Raw genomic sequence first — 20,935 nt, forward strand, 5'->3', positions numbered from 1 at the left:
AAACAACGCTAGTTCATGATTCGCACTATTAATACAGCGTCGATTTGTCTCGGCTTGCGGGCGCTATATAAACTCAGCTAAACAGATACGCAAGAACCTGTTTAGCACTTTTGATGCGAAGCAGGTTTTTTTATGCCTGTTTAGCGACTAACTCAGCTAAAGAGGAAAGCTCAATATGTCAGAATATTCTTTATTTACCTCAGAATCCGTTTCTGAAGGTCATCCCGATAAAATCGCCGACCAAGTGTCCGATGCCATTCTTGATGCCATTTTGGCAGAAGATCCAGAAGCCCGCGTGGCGTGTGAAACCCTCGTCAAAACCGGCATGGTATTAGTCGCTGGTGAAGTTCGTACCAACGCATGGGTCGACATCGAAGAAATATCTCGTGGCGTTATCCGCGACATTGGCTACAACAGCTCAGACATGGGTTTCGACTGGGAATCTTGTGCCGTCATGAATGCCATTGGTAAACAGTCCTCTGACATTGCCGTCGGTGTCGATGAAGCCAATGAAAAAGAACAAGGCGCTGGCGACCAAGGTTTAATGTTTGGTTTTGCAACAAACGAAACGGACGTACTAATGCCTGCGCCGATCACTTACGCGCATCGTTTGGTTCAACGCCAAGCTGAGGTTCGTAAAAACGGTACTTTAGATTTTCTTCGCCCAGATGCGAAAAGCCAAGTCACTTTCCGTTACGATGAAAATGGCAAACCATGTGCTATCGATGCGGTTGTTCTTTCGACACAACATAGCGCATCCGTTAAACAAGCCGATCTTCGTGAAGCTGTGATGGAAGAGATCATTAAGCCCGTACTTCCTGCAGAATGGTTATCGAAAGACACCAAATACTTTATCAACCCAACAGGTCAATTCATCATTGGCGGCCCAGTGGGTGATTGCGGTCTAACCGGTCGTAAAATCATTGTGGATACTTACGGCGGTATGGCTCGTCATGGTGGTGGTGCTTTCTCTGGTAAGGATCCGTCTAAAGTTGACCGCTCTGCTGCTTACGCAGGTCGTTATGTAGCGAAAAATATCGTTGCGGCGGGACTGGCTGATAAGTGTGAAATTCAAATCTCTTACGCCATCGGTGTCGCTGAACCAACGTCAATCAGTATCAATACCTTCGGTACGGGTAAAGTAAGTGATGCGGTAATTTCACAATTAGTGCGTGAGCACTTTGAATTACGTCCAGCAGGCTTGATTAAGATGTTAGATCTAAAACGCCCAATCTATCTACCAACAGCGGCTTATGGTCACTTTGGTCGTGAAGGTGAAAACTTCACTTGGGAAAAAACAGACAAAGCGGACGCATTGCGCAAAGCAGCAGGTTTATAATTTCCTAATTTTCCGCTATAAAGCCTTCTTCTGCCCTACTATTATTACAGGGTAGAAGAAGGCTTTTTTATTTCTATTCTTTAATACTCTCGAAAACATAAGGCAAAACATGCGTATTCCACGAATTTTTATCGACACAGAACTCAATGAGAATAGCACTCTTGCCCTACCAGACTCCGCGTTCCAGCACCTCTGTAAAGTGCTGAGGTTAAAATCAGACCACCCTATTCGCGTATTTAATGGTCGAGAATTTAACGGCAAAATTGGGCAATTTGACGCAACACTGTGTGATGTTGAGAAGCGTTCGGCAAATATTCATGTGACTAATTTCGAAGCACTAGATAATGAATCCCCCATCCTCGTTACAGTTGGACAAACTTTATCGCGCGGCGAACGTATGGATTACGCTATTCAGAAGTCTGTTGAAGCTGGCGTATTTGCTATCCAACCACTTTTTAGTGAGCGCTGTGAAGTGAAACTACAAGACAGCCGTGCAGAAAAGCGCCAACAACATTGGCAGCAAGTGGCGGTTAGTGCAGCCGAGCAATGTGGCCGTGGTGTCGTTCCGATTGTTCACCCGCCGATAGAATTAAGTGAATGGGTCTCTAATTGTAACGAAATGTTAACACTTACATTACACCATCACAGCGCAAAACCGATTCGCCAATATGAAAAACCCTCCAACAATCAGGTAGCATTATTAATTGGGCCAGAAGGCGGGCTAAGCGAAAAAGAGGTCCAACTATCTGAAAAATCAGGGTTTAATGCCATTACTCTAGGACCTAGAGTATTAAGAACTGAAACGGCTCCCGTGGTCGCTCTAAGTGTTATTAATACTTTATGGGGCGATATTTGATTCATTTGTACATATTGTAAGAACTAACAGAATCGCTACATATTAAGGCACTGAATGGCTTTACCATTTAAGCAGGACTTAATAAAGGACATATGACCACATGTTTAATCGAATAGTTTTGACTTGCTCGGTTTTAATAGGAACAACTTTCCTGCCAGCAATAGCGCACGCAATCACTCTCGAAGAGGCAACATATACAGCAATAGAAAATAACCCTGCAGTAAGGCAAGCTGTTGCCAAATATCGAGAGTCAAAAGAAAATGCCGATATTGCCCGTCGTTCTGGCTATTATCCAAGCGTTGATCTGTCTGCTGGCATAGGTCGAGAAACAACCTACGCAGATGACACTAACCCAAATGATGTAGATCTGACTCGTCGCGAGTTAACACTTTCACTTAACCAGCCTCTATTTAACGGTTTTTCGACAGTAAACGATGTAAAACGCTTAAACAACGAAGCGGAGGCCGATCGTTGGGCCGCACTAATCTCGGTTGAAAATACAGCACTTGAAGTGGCTCAGGTTTACGCCAATATTTTGCGCTACCGTGATATGGTTAACTTAGCTGAGCTTAATCTAAACACGCACGAACGTATTTACGAGCAAATCAAACTCAAAAGTGATAGTGGCATAGGTCGACAATCTGACTTAAGCCAAATAACCGCACGTCTTGCCAAAGCTAATGCGAATTATTTTGCATCCATTAATAATCTCCAAGATGCCGAAAGCAACTACAGAAATGTCGTCGGGGAAATGCCACCCAAAGACTTAATTTATCCTGTGCCTGATAAAGATTTACTGCCAAAAGATCTTGATTCGGCGATCAATGAATCCTTAAAGAAAAACCCGGCCATTGAAGGTGCGCGCTGGGATGTTGCTGCAACAGAAAACTCTCAGAAAATTGCTGATGCAGACAACTACCCAACCATCAACTTTGTAGTAGAACGCACATGGAACAACAATATAGACGGAACGGAAGGGCCAAGCGAAGATTTATTGGCCATGGTTCGACTAAACTACAACCTCTACAGCGGAGGCACACATAAGCGTAAAAAAGAAGCTGCGGATCAACAGAACATCCAAGCTTTGGAAATACGTCGCAAAACCATAAGGGATACAGAACTAACAGCAAGACTTGCGTGGGCAGCATTTGAGGCTACTACCGGCCAAAAAGAACATATAAAACAATACGTCATTGCAACAAAAGAATCACAAGTCGCTTATGAAAAGCAATTTCGCTTAGGTCGACGTACGTTACTTGATGTATTAGACAGCGAAAACGAACTTTTCCAAGCTCGCCAAGATTATGTCAATGCAGACTATGACGAACTTTTTTCCGAATTCCGTTTATTTAATGCCAAAGGCGAACTGATGCGCGCGTTTCGTATCTATCGACCACAACTGCTTGGCTTTAATGATCAATTTGATAAGAAAAAAGCACCACCAGCTACTGAACCAAGCGCTATTGACGAATTGAAAGCTGCTGAAAATACGGTAAAAATCGACAACCCTTCCCAGTCGAAAACTAAGCCTGAAAGTGACTCAAAGAAAACTCAAGCAAATGATATTTTCTTAGATGCCAATGAGAACTCTGGAAGTTGGTAGATAGAGAACGCTCTTTTAAAGCAGAATCATTGATATAAAGCGCTATTTCTAGCGTCTAATGATTCTGCTTTTAATCCAATAAAACACTCAGCTTTAAATACTCTGTATTACAGGCTATTTTCACCACACAGACTTATCATTGTTATATTCCTGCCTACCGAAGCAACTATCTCAAAATTATGGGTGTTTTTTCTTCTCAGCGCCCCCATATTTCTATAGCATCAACACCTATTAACAGATTGAACAAAGCGATGAAACATTGCTTTCGATTTAGGAACCGCCTTATGACTATCAAACTCGGCATTGTTATGGATCCAATCGCATCCATTAACTACAAAAAAGACACTTCACTCGCCATGCTATGGGCCGCCGCAGACAAAGGTTGGCAGCTAATCTATATGGAGCAAAAGGACTTATTTCTAGACAATGGAAAAGCCTATGCCATGACTCGTCCTCTTAGTGTTTATAAAGATCCAGCCCATTTCTATGACCTTGGTGAAGAAACCAAAATGGCCATGGGTGATATAGACGTGATTTTGATGCGCAAAGATCCGCCATTTGATAGTGAATTTGTCTACAGCACCATGATACTAGAGCAAGCAGAAAGAGACGGTGCGCTTGTAGTGAACGACCCCAAAAGCCTACGTGACTGCAATGAAAAACTATTTGCCACTCAGTTCCCTCATTGCTGCCCGCCAGTTTTGGTAACAAGACGAGCTGATTTACTGAAAAGCTTTCACAAAGAACATGGCGACGTGATCTTTAAACCACTAGACGGCATGGGTGGCAGCTCGATTTTCCGTATTAAACCAGACGACTCAAACGTTAGCGTGATTATTGAAACCCTTACCAATATGGGTGTAGAACAAATCATGGCACAAAAATTCATCCCCGAAATCAAAGACGGCGATAAGCGTATTTTGGTGGTAAATGGTGAGCCCGTACCCTTTGCATTAGCACGTATTCCAGCATCTGGAGAAACTCGTGGCAACTTAGCGGCAGGCGGACGTGGTGAAGGCCGACCTTTGACAGATCGCGATCGCTGGATTTGTGAGCAAGTTATCCCTTCGTTAAAAGAGAAGAACTTAATGTTTGTTGGCTTAGATGTGATTGGTGATTATCTCACTGAAATCAACGTTACCAGCCCAACTTGCGTTCGTGAATTAGACACTCAGTTCGATCTAAATATCGCCATGATGTTGATAGAAGCCATAGAAAAACGTCTTCAGTAATAACAGCATGCGACTAGTAGATAAGTTTTCTATCGCGCTTTTCATCGCTATTTGCTTTCATGTGCTAATGGTGATGATTATTGGCTTCGATTTTGCGCTGCCAGCTCCCAAGCCTAAAACGCTCGAGGTCACGCTGGTTCAGCACACGACAAAAGCTCCAGTCGAAGCGGACTTTATTGCGCAAGCTAACCAACAAGCCAGCGGTACAGAATTACGCAAACAAAAGCTTACTACTACAGAAAATGCGCGCTTCTTATCGGATACTATTCAAGAGATATCGCCTCCCGTCCAGCCGCAACTAGCCTCTGCCGAACCGATTGATAAGCCAAGCTTGCTAGCAACAAGAGATCAAGAGGCCGTCTTCGAGATCATCAACGAATCTGAAAATGAACCCAAAACGCTAGAAGAAAAGTTTCGAGGCGAGACCCAAATCCCAAGCCATATATCAAACGATATAGCGACATTAGAAGCCTTGTTGGATCAACAACGTCAATCCTATGCCAAACGGCCAAGGATTCGCCGTTTGACCTCAGTCTCTGCCAAAGCGGCTATTGATGCACAATACTTAGATGATTGGCGCCGACGAATTGAACGTATCGGCAATATTCACTATCCAGAAGAAGCCAAACGTAACCACCTCTACGGAGACCTGCGATTAGCCGTTATCTTATTGCCTAATGGCTATGTTGACGATATTGAGATATTACACTCCTCTGGCATTCGGGTGCTGGATGATTCAGCCATGCGCATTGTTCGCCTAGCAGAACCCTTTCAGGTCTTCCCCAGCGAACTCAAGAAAGAGGTGGATAAACTAGAAATCATTCGTACATGGCGCTTTGTGCCTGGCAACCAACTACAAAGCCAGTAACTACAAAAAACCAACAAGCATAAAAAAGCCCTCACTTGGAGGGCTATTTACATTCAATTATTGCCAGTGGTTAGGCATGATAACAATCAGTCGAACTGACCATCACCCATTGCAAGGCGAATTTTCTTCATGGCGTTCTTTTCAAGCTGGCGAATACGCTCAGCAGAAACGCCATATTCATCGGCCAATTCATGCAAAGTAGATTTTGCATCAGACAACCAACGCTGTACTAGAATATTTCGGCTACGCTCATCAAGGTCCGCCATAGCGACTTCTAGACGCTGATTGGAGTCTTCTTCCCAGTTGCCATTTTCAAGTAAGGTGGCAGGGTCTGAACGATGGTCTTCTAAATATTGTGATGGCGCCTGAAAAGCACTGTCATCGTCATCGTCTGCAGACGCATCAAATGCCATATCAGAAGAACTTAAACGCCCTTCCATTTGACGAACGACTTCAGGCGTCACACCTAAATCACTGGCCACAGACTCAACTTCTGAATTACTGAACCAAGATAGTGACTTTTTCGCACTACGTAAATTAAAAAACATTTTACGTTGTGCTTTTGTCGTCGCCACTTTAACAATGCGCCAGTTTTTCAGAATAAACTCATGAATCTCGGCTTTAATCCAGTGCACAGCAAAGGACACAAGACGAACACCGACTTCAGGATTAAAGCGCTTAACCGCTTTCATCAAGCCAACGTTGCCTTCTTGAATAAGATCGCCTTGAGCTAAACCGTATCCAGAGTAACTTTTCGCAATATGTACAACAAATCTCAAATGCGACATGACCAATGTACGTGCAGCTTCTAGGTCTTCTTGATAATAAAGACGTTCCGCCAACGTTTTTTCTTCGTCCGCGGTTAAAATCGGAATTCTGCTGACGGCTTGTATGTAGGATTCTAGGTTTTGGCCTGGAATCATCATGTCCGTAGGCTGGAGAGCTTTACCCATCTCTATTTCCACCTTTCTAATTGTTCATACTGTGTATGACAAAATACTAACAAGTAAATTCTGCTTGTGTGTGACATAAATGTGAATAAACCATGGCTATTATCTTAGTAGTGATATTAGCCTTTCATTGTCACTGCAGTTCAATAGTCGCGATATGTCGATTAACAGCAATCCATGCGCCAAACACACCAACAAATGCGCTGATAGTTAAACATAAAACAATTTCATCTGCATTAAAAGACTGTAGTTGAAAACCGCTTTGATAAAGATCGATCAACCGTTCTGCGGGCGCACTTACCCACCAGCTAAGCATGAGAATACATAGGCTGGCAAAGAAACCGCCTAATACTCCGAACCAAAAACCCATATATAAAAATGGTCGGCGAATATAAGCATCCGTTGCGCCCACCAGCTTCATAACCAAGACTTCATCTCGACGACTTTCTACGGCCATACGGATGGTATTACCAACAATCAACAGCACCGCAACCACCAACAAAACCGACAGAGCATAGGCAAAGCGTTGTCCAAAACTCAGTATATTTGCAAGACGCTGTAACCATTGTGCATCAAGTTCTGCATAATCGACCTCTTTTTGTGCAGCAAGTTGATCTCGCAATGCCTGCAAACTCGATAATGTCGTGATATCGACCGCTTGTTTAGGAATCACTCGTAAAACAATCGGCAACGGGTTCTCTGGCAGAGCCGACAAAATCTGTTCATAGCCACTAGAACGCTCGAAATATCGCAGCCCTTCTTCCTTAGAAATATACTCTATAGATGCAATATCATCTTGTGCTGAAAGACGATGCGACAAAGCAAGAGCTTGCGTATCTTCTAAGTTAGGAAAAAGATACAAGGTAATGACAGATTGCTGCTCCCATTGGTCGGTCACCGATTGCACGTTTTTCAGTAAAACATACAAGCCCCCCGGCAGAGACAAGGCAATAGCAATCACCATCACCGTCATCACACTGGCCAATGGATAATTCACTAGCCGCATAAAGCTTTCTGTTAGCGTGGCCTGATGCTGACGAAAATATTGACTCGGATTAAAAGACGTACGTGTCGGCCAATTATGCTTGGTCGCCTTAATCGATTCTCTCGTTGCTCCACGTTGATTCGGCTTCTGTGCCATTTAGCCAAACCCTCCATCATTAACCATTCGTCCCTGATTTAACGTTAAAACTCGATGGCGCATACGTGCTACCAGCGCCAAATCATGGCTGGCAACCAAAACAGTCACGCCCACACGATTAAACTCTTGAAACAAGTTCATGATTTCTGCTGACAATTTAGGGTCTAAATTACCGGTGGGCTCATCGGCTAATAGCAACTGTGGTTTATTAACAACGGCTCGGGCAATGCCTACACGTTGTTGTTCACCACCAGATAACGCCATTGGGTTGTATTTCTCTTTATCCAGCAACCCGACTTTGTCCAGCGCAGCACGCACTCGCTTAGCAATTTGCTGATGATCAGCTCCGCTCACCTGCAATGGCAAAGCAACATTATGAAAAACACTTCGATCTAATAACAATTGATGGTTTTGAAACACAACACCAACACGACGTCGATGATGCGGAATCGCTCTGCGACTCAGGGTTCGCAAATCCACACCATCTACTAAAATTTGTCCTGATGTTTGGCGCTCAATCATCATCATGAGTTTCATCAAGGTGCTCTTACCAGCGCCAGAATGCCCAGTAAGAAAAGCCATTTCACCTTGCTGCAAATGAAAGCTCACTTGCGACAATGCTTCTTGTCCACTCTCGTACTTTTTACCCACTCGTTGAAATTCGATTTCCACGCTAATTCAGCATCCTTAAATTAGAAATAAGAAAGGTCTAATCACCACTTACTTTGCCATCCAGCAATTGACTATAAAGCTATTCGCTATCAAATAAGGCGTCGACAAACTCTTGGGCAACAAACGGACGTAAGTCATCGGCTTGTTCACCCACACCAATATAACGTATTGGCAACCCGAACTGTTTAGCGATGGCGAAAATAATACCGCCTTTTGCGGTTCCATCCAGTTTGGTTAGCGTAATACCACTCACGCCAACCGCTTCAGAAAACAGCTTAGCTTGACTGATAGCGTTTTGACCAGTACCGGCATCTAGTACCAACATCACTTCATGTGGCGCGTTTTCGTCAAGCTTCTTCATGACTCGAACCACTTTCGACAGCTCGTTCATCAAATTGGCTTTGTTTTGTAGGCGACCGGCGGTATCGGCAATAACAATATCAACGCCTTTTGCTTTGGCAGACTCAATCGCATCATAGATAACCGACGCGGAATCGGCACCAGTATGCTGAGCAACGACTGGAACATTATTACGCTCGCCCCAAACTTGAAGCTGCTCAACCGCCGCGGCACGGAAAGTATCTCCTGCCGCCAACATAACACTTTTGCCTTCCGCCTGATATTTTTTAGCCAGCTTGCCAATGGTTGTTGTCTTGCCGACACCATTCACACCTACCATTAGAATAACAAATGGCCCGTCTTTACTAACTGGCTCAAGCACTTGTTGTGATTGGCTAAGAATGCCTTCCATGTCGGCTTTTAAATGACTTAACAAGGTAGCGGAGTCTTTTAGCTCTTTTCGGTTTAGCTTATCGGTTAGCGCGCCAATCAAAGTTTGTGTGGCATCGATACCAACGTCGGCCATCAATAATTGAGTTTCTAGCTCTTCCAGAAGGTTATCATCGACTTTTTTATGGCCGCCAATAACAGAAGACAAACCATTGCCTAGTCCGTTACGTGTACGAGACAAACCGGACTTAACACGCTGAGCCCAAGATAATGTCGGCTGCACAGGTTCGCTTGGCACCTCTTCAACCGCTTGCGTTGTGGTGATGATTGTTGACTCATCAGCTTCACTAGCTTGATCGTCAGAAGTCAAAGTTTCCACTGCATCAGATTCATTGTTTACTGAATCTGATGCCTCTATATCCTTTTTCTTGGCCTCAGCGATATCTGCATTCATTTTGCTCACAAAACGACGACGAATAACAAAGGCGATAACCGCTAACAGTGTTCCAATTGCAATAGGAACATAACGCGCATATTCACCAAGATATGGTGTGAAAAAAGCAATAATTTGATTAACAACTTCCATTAAATCAGTCTCTTTATTTTGACTGATGCGATAAACATCAGTGAAATGCTATGATTAGATCTAGCGCCATATACATGAACACTTAAAAACGATTATTTTAACATCATTCTGGCTCGCAAACAGGCTTAGTTTTAACCAAAATTTTCTCAACCCGTAGAGTTTAAGGTTCATTATGTCCGACGATAGCAAACCTCTCTTTAGTCGACCTGTATTGGCTGCTGTCATGTTGTTTTGTACGCTGGCAATTTGGTTGTTAAACCTCTCCGCGACGAGCAGCAAATTACCCACACCTCAAATTGAAAAATGGACAACTACATCTGGCATCCCTGTTGTTTGGCTCAAGCAAACCGAATGGCAAGACAGCAACAAACTGGAAATTCGCTTCTCATTTCGTTCGGCTACCACCAATATAAAATTAATCCAAACCACACTTGCCATGTTAATGAGTGACTCTTTACCCCTCAGTACCGCTTCGATAAACCAAAGACTCGCCCCTTTAGCTGCCAGCGCAAACAGCTATTACGACCATGAAAGCCAAACCATTGGTTTAACACTAAGCAATGAGCCACAATATCTCACGCCGACGCTTTCTCTAGTAACCAATTGGCTTAGACAACCGGATTTCAAACCTCGTACTTTCGATACTTGGCAAACCCAATACCAAGCCAACCCGCCCGTTCAGCATGAACTGGAGAATGTTCTATTTTTTGATAAAACGATCAATATGAACGACTCCATAGCAGACGTGTCTTTAAAACAAGTAACCAACTACTACCAAAGTTTAAAATCATCTGCCGCGACTATTTTTATCGTAGGCGACATGTCACCAGAGACAAAGCAAAACGTCAAAAAGGCAATGAACACCATCAGCGAAGGCTATCAATTATCAAAGACTTCCCCTGAGGCTATTCACTATGAGTCCGTCAGCTCAACGATTCAACAAAATGAAGGCGATCTCTGGCAAACGCGCAGCGCCATTGCATTAATGCCAGTCGCCTCAATTAAAGAATGGATTAGCCTACAAATATGGGGCGCTGATTTGGTTTCTACCCTCAATCAGCAACAACATATTGATTTTGTTCAGCTCGCGTTTACGCTTTCACCGCATCGCCCTTGGGCATGGTGGAATATCCAATACGCAAACGACCTGACAAAAACAATAAACGAACCGAGCGATGATGTCAGTCGTTTAATGAATGCCAAAAGCCTTGTATTCGTTGAGCAAGTTCCCTCGGTAAACGATAAAAATAACTTTAATAAATTGCTAGATAACTTCACACAACAACTCGAACAACAAACATTATCACCAACATGGTGGAGCTATATCGCCACACAAGTCACTCATGAGGATGGGGCACTCACCGTGGAACAATTTGCAAAAGGCTATAAAGAAGCCCTAGACAGCTTCACCATAGAAGATTATCAAACAGCGCTACAACGCTTATTAAAACCATCGTCCTATCAAGAGATCCAGGTTTACCAATGAAGAAAAAAGTTCTAAGTAATATATCAAACAAAAGCAAAGCGAAGGCATCGAGACTTCGTATCATCGCTGGTGAATGGCGTTCTCGCCAGTTGCCGATTCCGGATATTGAAGGCTTAAGACCAACGCCAGACAGAGTGCGAGAAACCTTGTTTAACTGGATTAATGCTTACCTTCCAGGCGCGATTTGTGGTGACCTATTTTGTGGTTCTGGTGCATTAGGATTAGAAGCCCTGTCTCGTGGTGCAAAGCACATGACCTTTGTTGATAACTCACGTGTGGTGTCACAACAAATGACAGCAAACTTAGCGACATTAGGTGCCACAGACAAAGCTAATGTAATCGCACAAAACGCAGCCGTGTTTCTTGATACAGCGACACCTCACGCTATGGACATTGTGTTTCTTGACCCACCATTTCGAAAAGGCTGGTTGGCACAAATCATTCCTTTACTTGAAAAAGGCTGGCTAGCAGATCGGGCGCTTGTTTATATCGAAATGGAGAGAGAGGCCGATCTACCTGCATTACCAAACCACTGGTCTTTATTAAAAGAAAAAATCGCTGGCCAATTGGTTTATCGTTTATTTGAAGTGTCTAAATAATTAGCCTGCAAGCCCTATCCAAAATAGGGCTTACTGATTCGCCGACACATACATCGCACCAAAAATACGCAAAACTCTATTTCCCCTCCTATACTGCTTTCATCAAAACAAGCTATATCAGCCATCGTGATTTGAGCACGATACTTGCATAGCCTAGTAAAATATGTGCCATGAATGGGCACTTCACATAAACTTCGCTACGCGATGGAAGGTATCTATGCTGTCAAACCTATCCTTTAAGACCAAACTGTTCATACTTCTTGTCACTGCGATTATGGGTTTAATTATCGTCACCTTTGTGGCCATGAAGGGACTTTCATCCCAACAAAATGCCAACAATGAACTAAGAAACCTCTCAAAAATTCAATCGTCCAACGACCAACTTAGCATTCACATGCTGGAAATTGCAGATAGCCTACGTTCTATCTCTGTAGAAAATTACCAAGAGTATGTGACAAGCGCAAAAGAACAAATCACACAAAACGCCAATATCATTGCGACGAATATTGAGCAAGCCCACAGCCCAGACTTAAAGCAGACCCTCGAAGAAAACTTAATAGAGCTCAATGAATATAGCCAAGCACTCATCGCACTGATTGAAAAACGCTACATTATAGGTTTCGACTTTTCCTCTGGTTTGCGCGGCCGTATAGATAACATGGGCTCTGAAATCAGTGAAGACGTTAGTAAGCTTAGCTTACTAAAACGAGAGTTCACCAATGTCCGTAAAGCTGAAGCTGGCTACCTCTCCGATCCCACAGCCAGCAATCTAGAAGAATTTACAACAAGCTTTGCACGCTTTGATAATCGAATTGAAAACTTTGGTTTCCAAGGAACCCATGGCGTTAAGGCCAAGGCTTACCGCGAAGCTCTTATGCAATACGGTAAGGAATACGCATCACTTAACGAGATCGAAAATACTTTCACGACGCAAAAAAACCAATTTACTGAAAGCCAACTTAAAGCGAATCAGCTAATTGAAGGCAAGGTTCAACAAGCAGAAGCCAGCGCCGAAGCCAGTTCAACTCAGGCCAACGCCACACTATTGGCCGTCAGTATTAGTATCATTTTAGTGGCCGCCCTACTTATGCTCGCCATTGGCCGCAGCGTGAATAGCACCTTGCAAAATATTATTACCGACCTTAACAAAGTTAAAAAAGGCGATATGTCTTCAAAGGCGGCCGTTAACACCAAACGTAATGATGAATTCGACCAATTGAGCCAATCCCTCAATGAAATGACAAGCGGCTTAGGCAATGTGTTAAAAGACGTGGTATCGACCACTGACAATGTCAGCACCATGTCCACTGATTTAAACAACACCATCAGCAGCATTGCCAGCAGCAACCACTTGGTCAATCAACGTACCCATTCATTGGCTTCTGCCACAGACGATATTTCTAGCCGTTTAACCGAACTGTCTAGCACGACAAACACGCTTCAAGCGCATTCCAATGAAACCTATCAATCCGCTAAGTCTGGTGCGGACACCATTAAATTGGTGTTAAACAGTATCACTGACACTGTTAATATCGTGAACATGACCAGTCAACAACTCGATGAACTTGGCCGCTTATCGAAAAACATCGACAACGTCATTGCCATGATTAACGATCTTGCGAGCCAAACCAACTTGCTTGCACTGAACGCCGCAATCGAAGCGGCTCGCGCCGGCGAAGCAGGACGTGGGTTCTCTGTGGTCGCTGATGAAGTTCGAGCATTGGCCGAAAAAACCGTCGACGCGACCTCAAAGATCACAGACATAGTCAATACCATTCAGCAGTCGACTCAAACCGCTATCAGCACCATGGAAAGCGGACAAGACAACCTGAAAATCATCGGAGAAAATGGTAACAAGGCAGAAGAAGCCATGCGTGATATCGAAAACAACGCCATGACAGGATCAAAATCTACCGACTCAATGGCCAATGCCATTCAGGATGTGGCGACCACCGCGATTCAAATGAGCACAGAGATGGAAGAAATTGCTCGGCAGTTAAACCAAGATACCCATTCCATAGATATTTTGGCTGATAAAACCAAGCAAATTCAGCAAATTTCACAGCAGCTGGCCGTTAAAACGCAGGTATTCACTCTCGTTTAACAAGGTATTGCTGCTTAGATATCCTCAATAAGTAAAACGCCTCTGTCACTAGCTGAGACAGAGGCGCTTTACTTTCATCCATCTAACGCCATACCCAGATTGATGGTGGCATCCACCTCTTGATGACACAGGGCACAAAGGCTAGACTGTGAAACATCTTTCATCGATGAGCCTTCCCACGTCTCTTCACGGGAATTCGAGCACTTTCTTTAGGACTTTTTTAGGATAAACACAAACCTATGCCGGACGTCATTCCAGCCGACTCTGTTGGTATTGTTACGCCACAGATTGCGCAATTCGACACACCGTTGGCGCTTTCTTGCGGACAAACCCTGTCATCGTACCAACTGATTTACGAGACTTATGGAACTCTGAACCAAAGCGCTTCCAACGCTATCTTAATTTGCCATGCGCTAAGCGGAGACCATCACGCCGCAGGCTATCATGCCATGTCGGATACCAAACCAGGTTGGTGGGATACGGCAATAGGGCCAGGTAAAGCCATCGATACAGATAAGTTCTTTGTTATTGCTCTCAATAATTTAGGGGGTTGCAGTGGCTCCACAGGACCAACTAGCACTAATCCAGAAACGGGGCAACGCTGGGAAGCCAGCTTTCCGATTGTCACCGTAGAAGATTGGGTCGAAAGCCAGGCACGCCTAGCCGATTTATTAGGCATCCAAACTTTTGCGGCCATTGTTGGCGGTAGTCTTGGTGGTATGCAAGTACTTGAGTGGAGCATCCGCTTTCCGACTCGCTTGAAGTCTGCGGTCATTGTCGCTTCAGCACCAAAGCTCTCGACCCAAAACATTGCCTTCAACGAAGTTGCACGTCAGTCCATTCGTCGTGACCCTGACTTTTTTGATGGTAATTACATAAACAATAATTCCGTTCCAACCAACGGCCTTGGCCTTGCTCGCATGTTGGGTCACATTACGTATCTTTCAGACGATGCCATGGGCGCCAAGTTTGGTCGCCAAATGCGCCATGACAGCTACCAATACAATTACGGCATTGAGTTTGAAGTAGAAAGCTACCTGCGCTATCAAGGCGAAGCATTCACCAAACGCTTTGACGCTAATACCTACATGCTAATGACCAAAGCACTGGATTATTTTGACCCTGCTGCGCAAACAAATGGTGATCTTTCGGCCGTTCTAAGTCGTGCGCAGTGCGAGTTTTTATTGGTTTCCTTCACCACTGACTGGCGCTTTTCTCCCGAGCGCAGCGAAGAAATCGTCAACGCACTCGTCAAAGCAGGCAAATCAGTTTCTTACGCCAAGATCGAAGCAACGGAAGGCCATGACGCGTTTTTGTTTCCGATCCCACGCTACATGACCGCGCTGAACACCTTTTTAACTCGCATTGCTAGCAACCTTACCACGGAGGTCAAATAATGCGCTCTGATTTAGAAATGATCGATGAATGGGTTCAACCTAATATTAGAGTGCTCGATTTGGCTTGTGGTCCTGGCGAGCTGCTTCATCACCTCATTCAGAACAAGCAAGTAAACGGCTATGGTTTGGAAATTGGTCATGAAGATTTAAACACCTGTATCGCAAAAGGCATTCCGGTTTTAGAGCAAAACATCGATGAAGGTTTGCAGAACTTTGATGACCAAAGTTTTGACTTAGTCTTGATGACCCATGCTTTGCAACAATTTCGTCGCCCTGATTTGCTGATCGATGAAATGCTGCGTATCGGCAAGGAATGCATTATCACTTTCCCGAACTTTGGCCATTGGCGAAGCCGATTGCACTTGGCACTAAAAGGCAGAATGCCGGTTTCTGATTTCTTGCCATATAACTGGTATGACACACCGAACATTCACTTTTTCACCTTTCAAGATTTTGAGCGTTTATGCCGTGAAAAAGACATCAAGGTTCTGCGTTGGGCCGCTGTAGACGGTCAGCTAAAAGACCATTGGTGGATTCGCTCCATGCCAAACTTATTCAGTGAAACAGCGATTTTCCATATCAGTCGCTAAATGACCAACAACCTACATCAAACGATATAATGACAACAAGGCGGCGAATCAGCCGCCTTTTTTTAAAAGTATAAAGGAAAGACCGATGAACACGACCATCGTATTAGCCAGTAATAATGCTGGAAAAATCAAAGAATTCAATGCGCTACTGAGTGATATGGGCATCGATGTCAAACCACAGAGTGAGTTCAACGTCGAAGAAGCCGAAGAAACGGGACTGAGCTTTATTGAAAACGCCATTTTAAAAGCGCGTAACGCTTGTGCCCATACAGGATTGCCAGCTTTGGCCGACGACTCAGGCATTGAAGTCGATTATCTTGACGGTGCTCCGGGCATTTACTCGGCTCGCTTTGCAGGCGATCATGGCAATAACGCAGCAAACAACAAGCTACTATTAGAAAAACTAGACGGCGTTCCTGAGCTAGAGCGTACTGCCCGCTTTCATTGTGTATTAGCTTACATGCGCCACAAAGACGACCCGACACCACAAGTATTTCATGGTGTCTGGGAAGGCCGTATCTTGACCTCAACCGAAGGCCAAGAAGGCTTTGGTTATGATCCAGTCTTTTATGTGCCAGAATGCGCTTGCAGCGCCGCCAGCCTACCAAAAGAAGTGAAAAACCAAATTAGCCATCGCGCCAAAGCCTTGAAACAGCTTTTCACCTCCTTTCAACAAGGTAAACCATCTTGAGCGCTTTGTTACCGCCTCTAAGTCTGTACATACATTTACCTTGGTGTGTACGTAAATGCCCTTATTGCGATTTTAACTCCCATCAAGCGGATCGCTTTGAAGCCAATGGTAAACTGCCAGAAGAGGCCTATTTAGCCCAGCTTTTAGCAGATTTAGACGCAGACCTACCTTATGTGGCAGGACGAGAAATTCAAACTGCGTTTATCGGCGGGGGTACGCCAAGCTTAATGAGCGAAGACTTCTATTACCGCTTAATGGATGCACTACGCGAGAAGCTAACCTGGGCGGACAACGCTGAAATAACAATGGAAGCTAACCCCGGGACGTTTGAACAAGAAAAATTTCGCCACTTTCGTCAGGCCGGCATTAATCGTTTGTCTATTGGTATCCAAAGTTTCCAGCCAAACCTGTTGAAAACCCTAGGAAGAATCCACAACCGCGAAGAAGCAATACACGCTGTGGATAAATCAAGAGCGGCTGGCTTTGATAATATCAACCTTGATTTGATGCATGGCCTCCCCGATCAAAGCTTAGAAATGGCACTGGAAGACTTGTCTCTCGCCATCGACCTTAATCCTGAACACTTATCTTGGTATCAATTGACGATCGAGCCAAATACCGAGTTTTATCGTCGTCCACCAACCTTGCCAGAAGACAACACCTTGTGGGGAATTCAAGACGCAGGACAAGCTTTACTAACCAAGCATGGATATGCTCAATACGAAGTATCGGCCAACTCAAAAGAGAAGCGTCGTGCCGCACACAACCTTAATTATTGGCGCTTCGGTGATTACATCGGAATTGGCGCGGGGGCCCATGGCAAAATCACATTGGTTAATGGTCAAATCTTTCGTACACGAAAGACTCGTCACCCAAATCATTACTTAAGCAACCTGCCTGAAGCCTTAGTTATCAAAGAAGCCATTGAACAAGAAGACCTGCCTCTTGAATTCATGATGAACCGCCTACGTTTATTTGAAACCTTTGATTTAAAGGATTACGAGCGATTTACCTATCAAAATGTCCCTATCTCTCTAATCAAAGCCTGTGAAATGGCAATTAAACAGGGATTATTGGACAACGATGAATGGAAACATCAACGTATTAAAACAACCGAAAAAGGTAAATTATTCCTCAACGAACTGCTTGAGTTATTCCTCCCGTAGTAGGCCATTTTATTTACTATAATTTGACATCTAAGCATTTAGATGCAACTCTTATCGCGCTTAGGACAAGAAGGCCGTCGTAGACGGCCTTCTTGTCCTATCTAAGCAACGCAAAGACTTGTGATTATCTAATAAAAACAATCTTTTTAAACGAAAGATACAGCCCATTGTTTTATTCTAATTCAACAAGTTATTGCTCTCATTTTGTTGTTGAGATGCTAAACAAAAAGCTTATTTTGTTAGTCTAATCATCAACACAAGAATATGCATAAACTGTGAAAACAGAACAAAACGCGTCGTATTAAGAACAATACAAGAATGGAAATTCTTTTAGGGTTAAGTAGCGAAACTGTATAAGAAACGCTCATGTTAATTTTCGTTTAAAAAGATATGAACAGACCTTTTTAATTCCAGTTATCCAACAAAGGTCTCGGGGAAAGTTTTCACTAATTCGGGAGAATGTTTATGAGTAATAAAGTACCTGACAACGGTCGGGCAGAATACAATACGTCATATAAGGTAGGCCAAGATAACATTAAGTTTCTTGGTCTTGACGTACTAAACCCAGTGTTTAGTACCAGCGCGATTATCATATTTGCTTTTATCATTGGCAGTATCATGTTCCCTGCTGATGCTAGTAAAATCTTGTCAGGCGCAAAGAATTGGTCAATCAATAATTTTGATTGGTTCTTTATGGTTGCTGGTAATATTTTTGTCCTCTTTTGTTTGCTTCTTATCCTTCTTCCTCTCGGCAAAATTCGCCTTGGTGGTACTGAGGCTAAATCAGAACACTCCACTATCACTTGGTTCTCTATGCTTTTTGCCGCAGGCATGGGTATTGGCTTGATGTTCTGGAGTGTCGCTGAACCTGTTGCTTACTATACCGGTTGGTATGGCACACCTTTTGATGTAGCCGCTAACACACCCGAAGCTCGCGACCTAGCAATGGGCGCAACCATGTTCCATTGGGGTCTTCACCCTTGGGCTATTTACGCTGTTGTCGGTCTATCATTGGCTTTCTTTGCGTACAACAAAGGTTTACCTCTAACTATTCGCTCTGCTTTCTACCCATTGTTTGGTGAAAAAGTGTGGGGGGCGATTGGCCACGTAATCGACGTTGTTTCGGTTATTGCAACCATCTTTGGTTTGGCTACATCTCTAGGTTTTGGTGCTCTCCAAGCCACAAGTGGTCTAAACTTCCTTTTTGGTATTCCAAATACACTAACGACACAGATTCTTGTAATCTTAGGCGTGACCGCTGTTGCCATTATTTCGGTAGCACGAGGCCTTGAAGGTGGTGTGAAGCTACTTTCTAACGTCAACATGATCATTGCCGCTGTATTGGCCGTTTTCATTGTGATCGTTGGTAACACTGGCGCTATCTTTGCGGCAATTGGTTCTTACTTCTTGAATTATGTTGAATACATCATTCCTCTAAGTAACTGGATTGGTCGTGACGACACAACCTTCTACCATGGCTGGACTGTGTTCTACTGGGCTTGGTGGATTTCTTGGTCTCCATTTGTTGGTATGTTTATCGCGCGCGTTTCACGCGGTCGTACTGTTCGTGAGTTCGTTATTGCAGTGTTACTAGTTCCAACTATCGTATCGCTTGTATGGATGGCTATTTTTGGCGGATCAGCTCTAGACCAGTCTGCTAATGGCATTGGCGCTTTGGCAAACGGAATCTCTGATTCTTCTTTAGCTATGTTCCAAATGTTTGCAAACCTTCCAATGACGTCATTAATTTCCTTTATTGGTATCATTCTAGTATTGGTGTTCTTTGTAACCTCTTCTGACTCTGGTTCTTTGGTTATCGACGGCATTACTGCTGGTGGTAAAACTGATGCACCTATGATCCAAAGAGTTTTCTGGGCCGTTCTAGAAGGCATCATTGCGATTGCTCTACTAATTGGTGGTGGTTCTGAAGCGCTTGGTGCGATTCAAGCGGCCGCGATTACCATTGGCTTACCATTTACATTGCTCATGCTGATCATGTGTGTGAGCTTATGGAAAGGCTTGCATAGTGATATACACCTTTATAAATAATAAAAGTGTAGTGACTTTATAAAGATGCATTGTTATTAAAACAACGCGAGCAACCACACACGGTGTTCGCGTTGTTTTCTTTTAGCAAATACTTTATTATCAGCGTCCTCTTAGGGGAGTAATCTTCTTTGCACTGCAAAGATTCTTTGTCAACATAATCGAGCCTCAAGCTCGTGGCAAAGAAGTCCTGATCCGATAAAGTATCGACAGGGTTGATGAGACTTAAGACAATAACTTGGCTCAGGTGGGCACAGGTTTATTGTCTTTCGTTTATTGCCCACCTAGGACCTTTCAAAAAATGGAAGCACTACTCACTTCTATCTCCACTGTTGCTCTCGCTGAAATGGGTGATAAAACCCAACTTTTGGCCCTCTTCCTTGCTACGCGTTTCGCATCTAAATCGTCTATTGTTCTTGGTATCCTTGCTGCCACATTACTCAATCATGCTTTATCAGCATGGCTTGGTGTTGAAGTAGCTCAATGGATTCCAGAAAGTGCGATCAGTTGGGTGGTTGGTTTAAGTTTTATCGCCGTTGGCTTATGGTTATTGATACCAGATAAAGACGATAGTGAAGATAATAGCATGCTGAAATATGGCGCATTTGGTGCGACATTTGTCTTGTTTTTTCTTGCCGAAATCGGTGACAAAACTCAAATCGCAACCGTCTTATTAGGTGCTCACTATGGTAGTGTTTGGATGGTATTGCTAGGCTCAACTATTGGTATGATGTTGGCAAACGTACCTGTGGTGTTTGCAGGTAACTGGATAATGGACAGGATCAATGCCAACCGCACACGTCAGCTGGCTTGTTTACTATTTCTCATTATGGGGATAGTGACAATCGCGACGCCTCTGCTTCAATAAATAGACTCTTTA

The 20,935-nt window shown here is 43.9% G+C and carries 18 protein-coding genes and 1 riboswitch; of the genes, 14 read left to right on the plus strand and 4 right to left on the minus strand.

The window, feature by feature from the left end; translation table 11 throughout:
- Positions 1 to 175 precede the first annotated feature (175 nt).
- The 5 genes from metK (at position 176) to KDW99_RS19715 (ending at position 5,898) form a co-directional block, all read left to right on the plus strand.
- Positions 176 to 1,339, plus strand: a complete 1,164-nt coding sequence (gene metK, locus KDW99_RS19695) for a methionine adenosyltransferase (RefSeq protein ID WP_255827164.1) — start codon at positions 176 to 178, stop codon at positions 1,337 to 1,339.
- 109 nt (positions 1,340 to 1,448) lie between these two features.
- On the plus strand, positions 1,449 to 2,195 hold the full coding sequence (locus KDW99_RS19700) for a 16S rRNA (uracil(1498)-N(3))-methyltransferase (protein WP_255827165.1): 747 nt from the start codon (positions 1,449 to 1,451) through the stop codon (positions 2,193 to 2,195).
- Between the two features lie 100 nt (positions 2,196 to 2,295).
- Positions 2,296 to 3,798 (plus strand): TolC family outer membrane protein, encoded by a 1,503-nt coding sequence (locus KDW99_RS19705; RefSeq protein WP_255827166.1) that lies wholly within the window; start codon positions 2,296 to 2,298, stop codon positions 3,796 to 3,798.
- Between the two features lie 284 nt (positions 3,799 to 4,082).
- Positions 4,083 to 5,030 carry a glutathione synthase gene (gene gshB / locus KDW99_RS19710; RefSeq protein WP_255827167.1) on the plus strand — a complete coding sequence of 316 codons (948 nt, stop codon included), beginning with the start codon at positions 4,083 to 4,085 and terminating at the stop codon, positions 5,028 to 5,030.
- A gap of 7 nt (positions 5,031 to 5,037) precedes the next feature.
- A complete protein-coding gene (locus tag KDW99_RS19715; RefSeq protein ID WP_255827168.1) occupies positions 5,038 to 5,898 on the plus strand; it encodes an energy transducer TonB in 861 nt (286 codons plus the stop codon).
- A gap of 86 nt (positions 5,899 to 5,984) precedes the next feature.
- On the opposite strand, the gene rpoH is transcribed toward KDW99_RS19715, so the two are convergent.
- The 4 genes from rpoH to ftsY all read right to left on the minus strand — a co-directional run bounded on the left by rpoH (position 5,985) and on the right by ftsY (position 9,976).
- Entirely contained in the window at positions 5,985 to 6,851 is an 867-nt protein-coding gene (rpoH, locus tag KDW99_RS19720; RefSeq protein ID WP_255827169.1) for an RNA polymerase sigma factor RpoH, read from the minus strand.
- A 130-nt stretch (positions 6,852 to 6,981) separates the two neighbouring features.
- Entirely contained in the window at positions 6,982 to 7,989 is a 1,008-nt protein-coding gene (gene ftsX, locus KDW99_RS19725; protein ID WP_255827170.1) for a permease-like cell division protein FtsX, read from the minus strand.
- Positions 7,990 to 8,661, minus strand: coding sequence for a cell division ATP-binding protein FtsE (ftsE, locus tag KDW99_RS19730; RefSeq protein ID WP_255827171.1), 672 nt, complete (start codon positions 8,659 to 8,661; stop codon positions 7,990 to 7,992).
- 79 nt (positions 8,662 to 8,740) lie between these two features.
- Positions 8,741 to 9,976 carry a signal recognition particle-docking protein FtsY gene (ftsY, locus tag KDW99_RS19735; RefSeq protein ID WP_255827172.1) on the minus strand — a complete coding sequence of 412 codons (1,236 nt, stop codon included), beginning with the start codon at positions 9,974 to 9,976 and terminating at the stop codon, positions 8,741 to 8,743.
- A 172-nt stretch (positions 9,977 to 10,148) separates the two neighbouring features.
- Between ftsY and KDW99_RS19740 the strand changes: the two genes are divergently transcribed.
- The 9 genes from KDW99_RS19740 to KDW99_RS19780 all read left to right on the plus strand — a co-directional run bounded on the left by KDW99_RS19740 (position 10,149) and on the right by KDW99_RS19780 (position 20,923).
- On the plus strand, positions 10,149 to 11,462 hold the full coding sequence (locus KDW99_RS19740; RefSeq protein ID WP_255827173.1) for an insulinase family protein: 1,314 nt from the start codon (positions 10,149 to 10,151) through the stop codon (positions 11,460 to 11,462).
- Positions 11,459 to 12,061, plus strand: coding sequence for a 16S rRNA (guanine(966)-N(2))-methyltransferase RsmD (gene rsmD / locus KDW99_RS19745; RefSeq protein ID WP_370646856.1), 603 nt, complete (start codon positions 11,459 to 11,461; stop codon positions 12,059 to 12,061). The genes KDW99_RS19740 and rsmD overlap by 4 nt, the downstream gene beginning before the upstream one ends.
- Positions 12,062 to 12,278: 217 nt before the next feature.
- Positions 12,279 to 14,165, plus strand: coding sequence for a methyl-accepting chemotaxis protein (locus tag KDW99_RS19750; protein WP_255827174.1), 1,887 nt, complete (start codon positions 12,279 to 12,281; stop codon positions 14,163 to 14,165).
- Between the two features lie 239 nt (positions 14,166 to 14,404).
- Positions 14,405 to 15,562 (plus strand): homoserine O-succinyltransferase MetX, encoded by a 1,158-nt coding sequence (gene metX / locus KDW99_RS19755; RefSeq protein WP_255827175.1) that lies wholly within the window; start codon positions 14,405 to 14,407, stop codon positions 15,560 to 15,562.
- A complete protein-coding gene (metW, locus tag KDW99_RS19760; protein ID WP_255827176.1) occupies positions 15,562 to 16,152 on the plus strand; it encodes a methionine biosynthesis protein MetW in 591 nt (196 codons plus the stop codon). The genes metX and metW overlap by 1 nt, the downstream gene beginning before the upstream one ends.
- Positions 16,153 to 16,237: 85 nt before the next feature.
- On the plus strand, positions 16,238 to 16,843 hold the full coding sequence (gene rdgB, locus KDW99_RS19765; protein ID WP_255827177.1) for an RdgB/HAM1 family non-canonical purine NTP pyrophosphatase: 606 nt from the start codon (positions 16,238 to 16,240) through the stop codon (positions 16,841 to 16,843).
- Positions 16,840 to 18,009, plus strand: coding sequence for a radical SAM family heme chaperone HemW (gene hemW / locus KDW99_RS19770; protein ID WP_255827178.1), 1,170 nt, complete (start codon positions 16,840 to 16,842; stop codon positions 18,007 to 18,009). Before rdgB ends, hemW begins: the two co-directional genes overlap by 4 nt.
- Before the next feature lie 465 nt (positions 18,010 to 18,474).
- A complete protein-coding gene (locus KDW99_RS19775; RefSeq protein ID WP_255827179.1) occupies positions 18,475 to 20,058 on the plus strand; it encodes a BCCT family transporter in 1,584 nt (527 codons plus the stop codon).
- A gap of 99 nt (positions 20,059 to 20,157) precedes the next feature.
- A riboswitch (yybP-ykoY riboswitch) is annotated at positions 20,158 to 20,347 on the plus strand.
- Between the two features lie 9 nt (positions 20,348 to 20,356).
- On the plus strand, positions 20,357 to 20,923 hold the full coding sequence (locus KDW99_RS19780) for a TMEM165/GDT1 family protein (protein ID WP_255827180.1): 567 nt from the start codon (positions 20,357 to 20,359) through the stop codon (positions 20,921 to 20,923).
- Positions 20,924 to 20,935 lie beyond the last annotated feature (12 nt).

The sequence above is a fragment of the Marinomonas rhizomae genome, from assembly GCF_024397855.1.
In the GTDB taxonomy this organism is placed as follows: Bacteria; Pseudomonadota; Gammaproteobacteria; order Pseudomonadales; family Marinomonadaceae; genus Marinomonas; species Marinomonas rhizomae_A.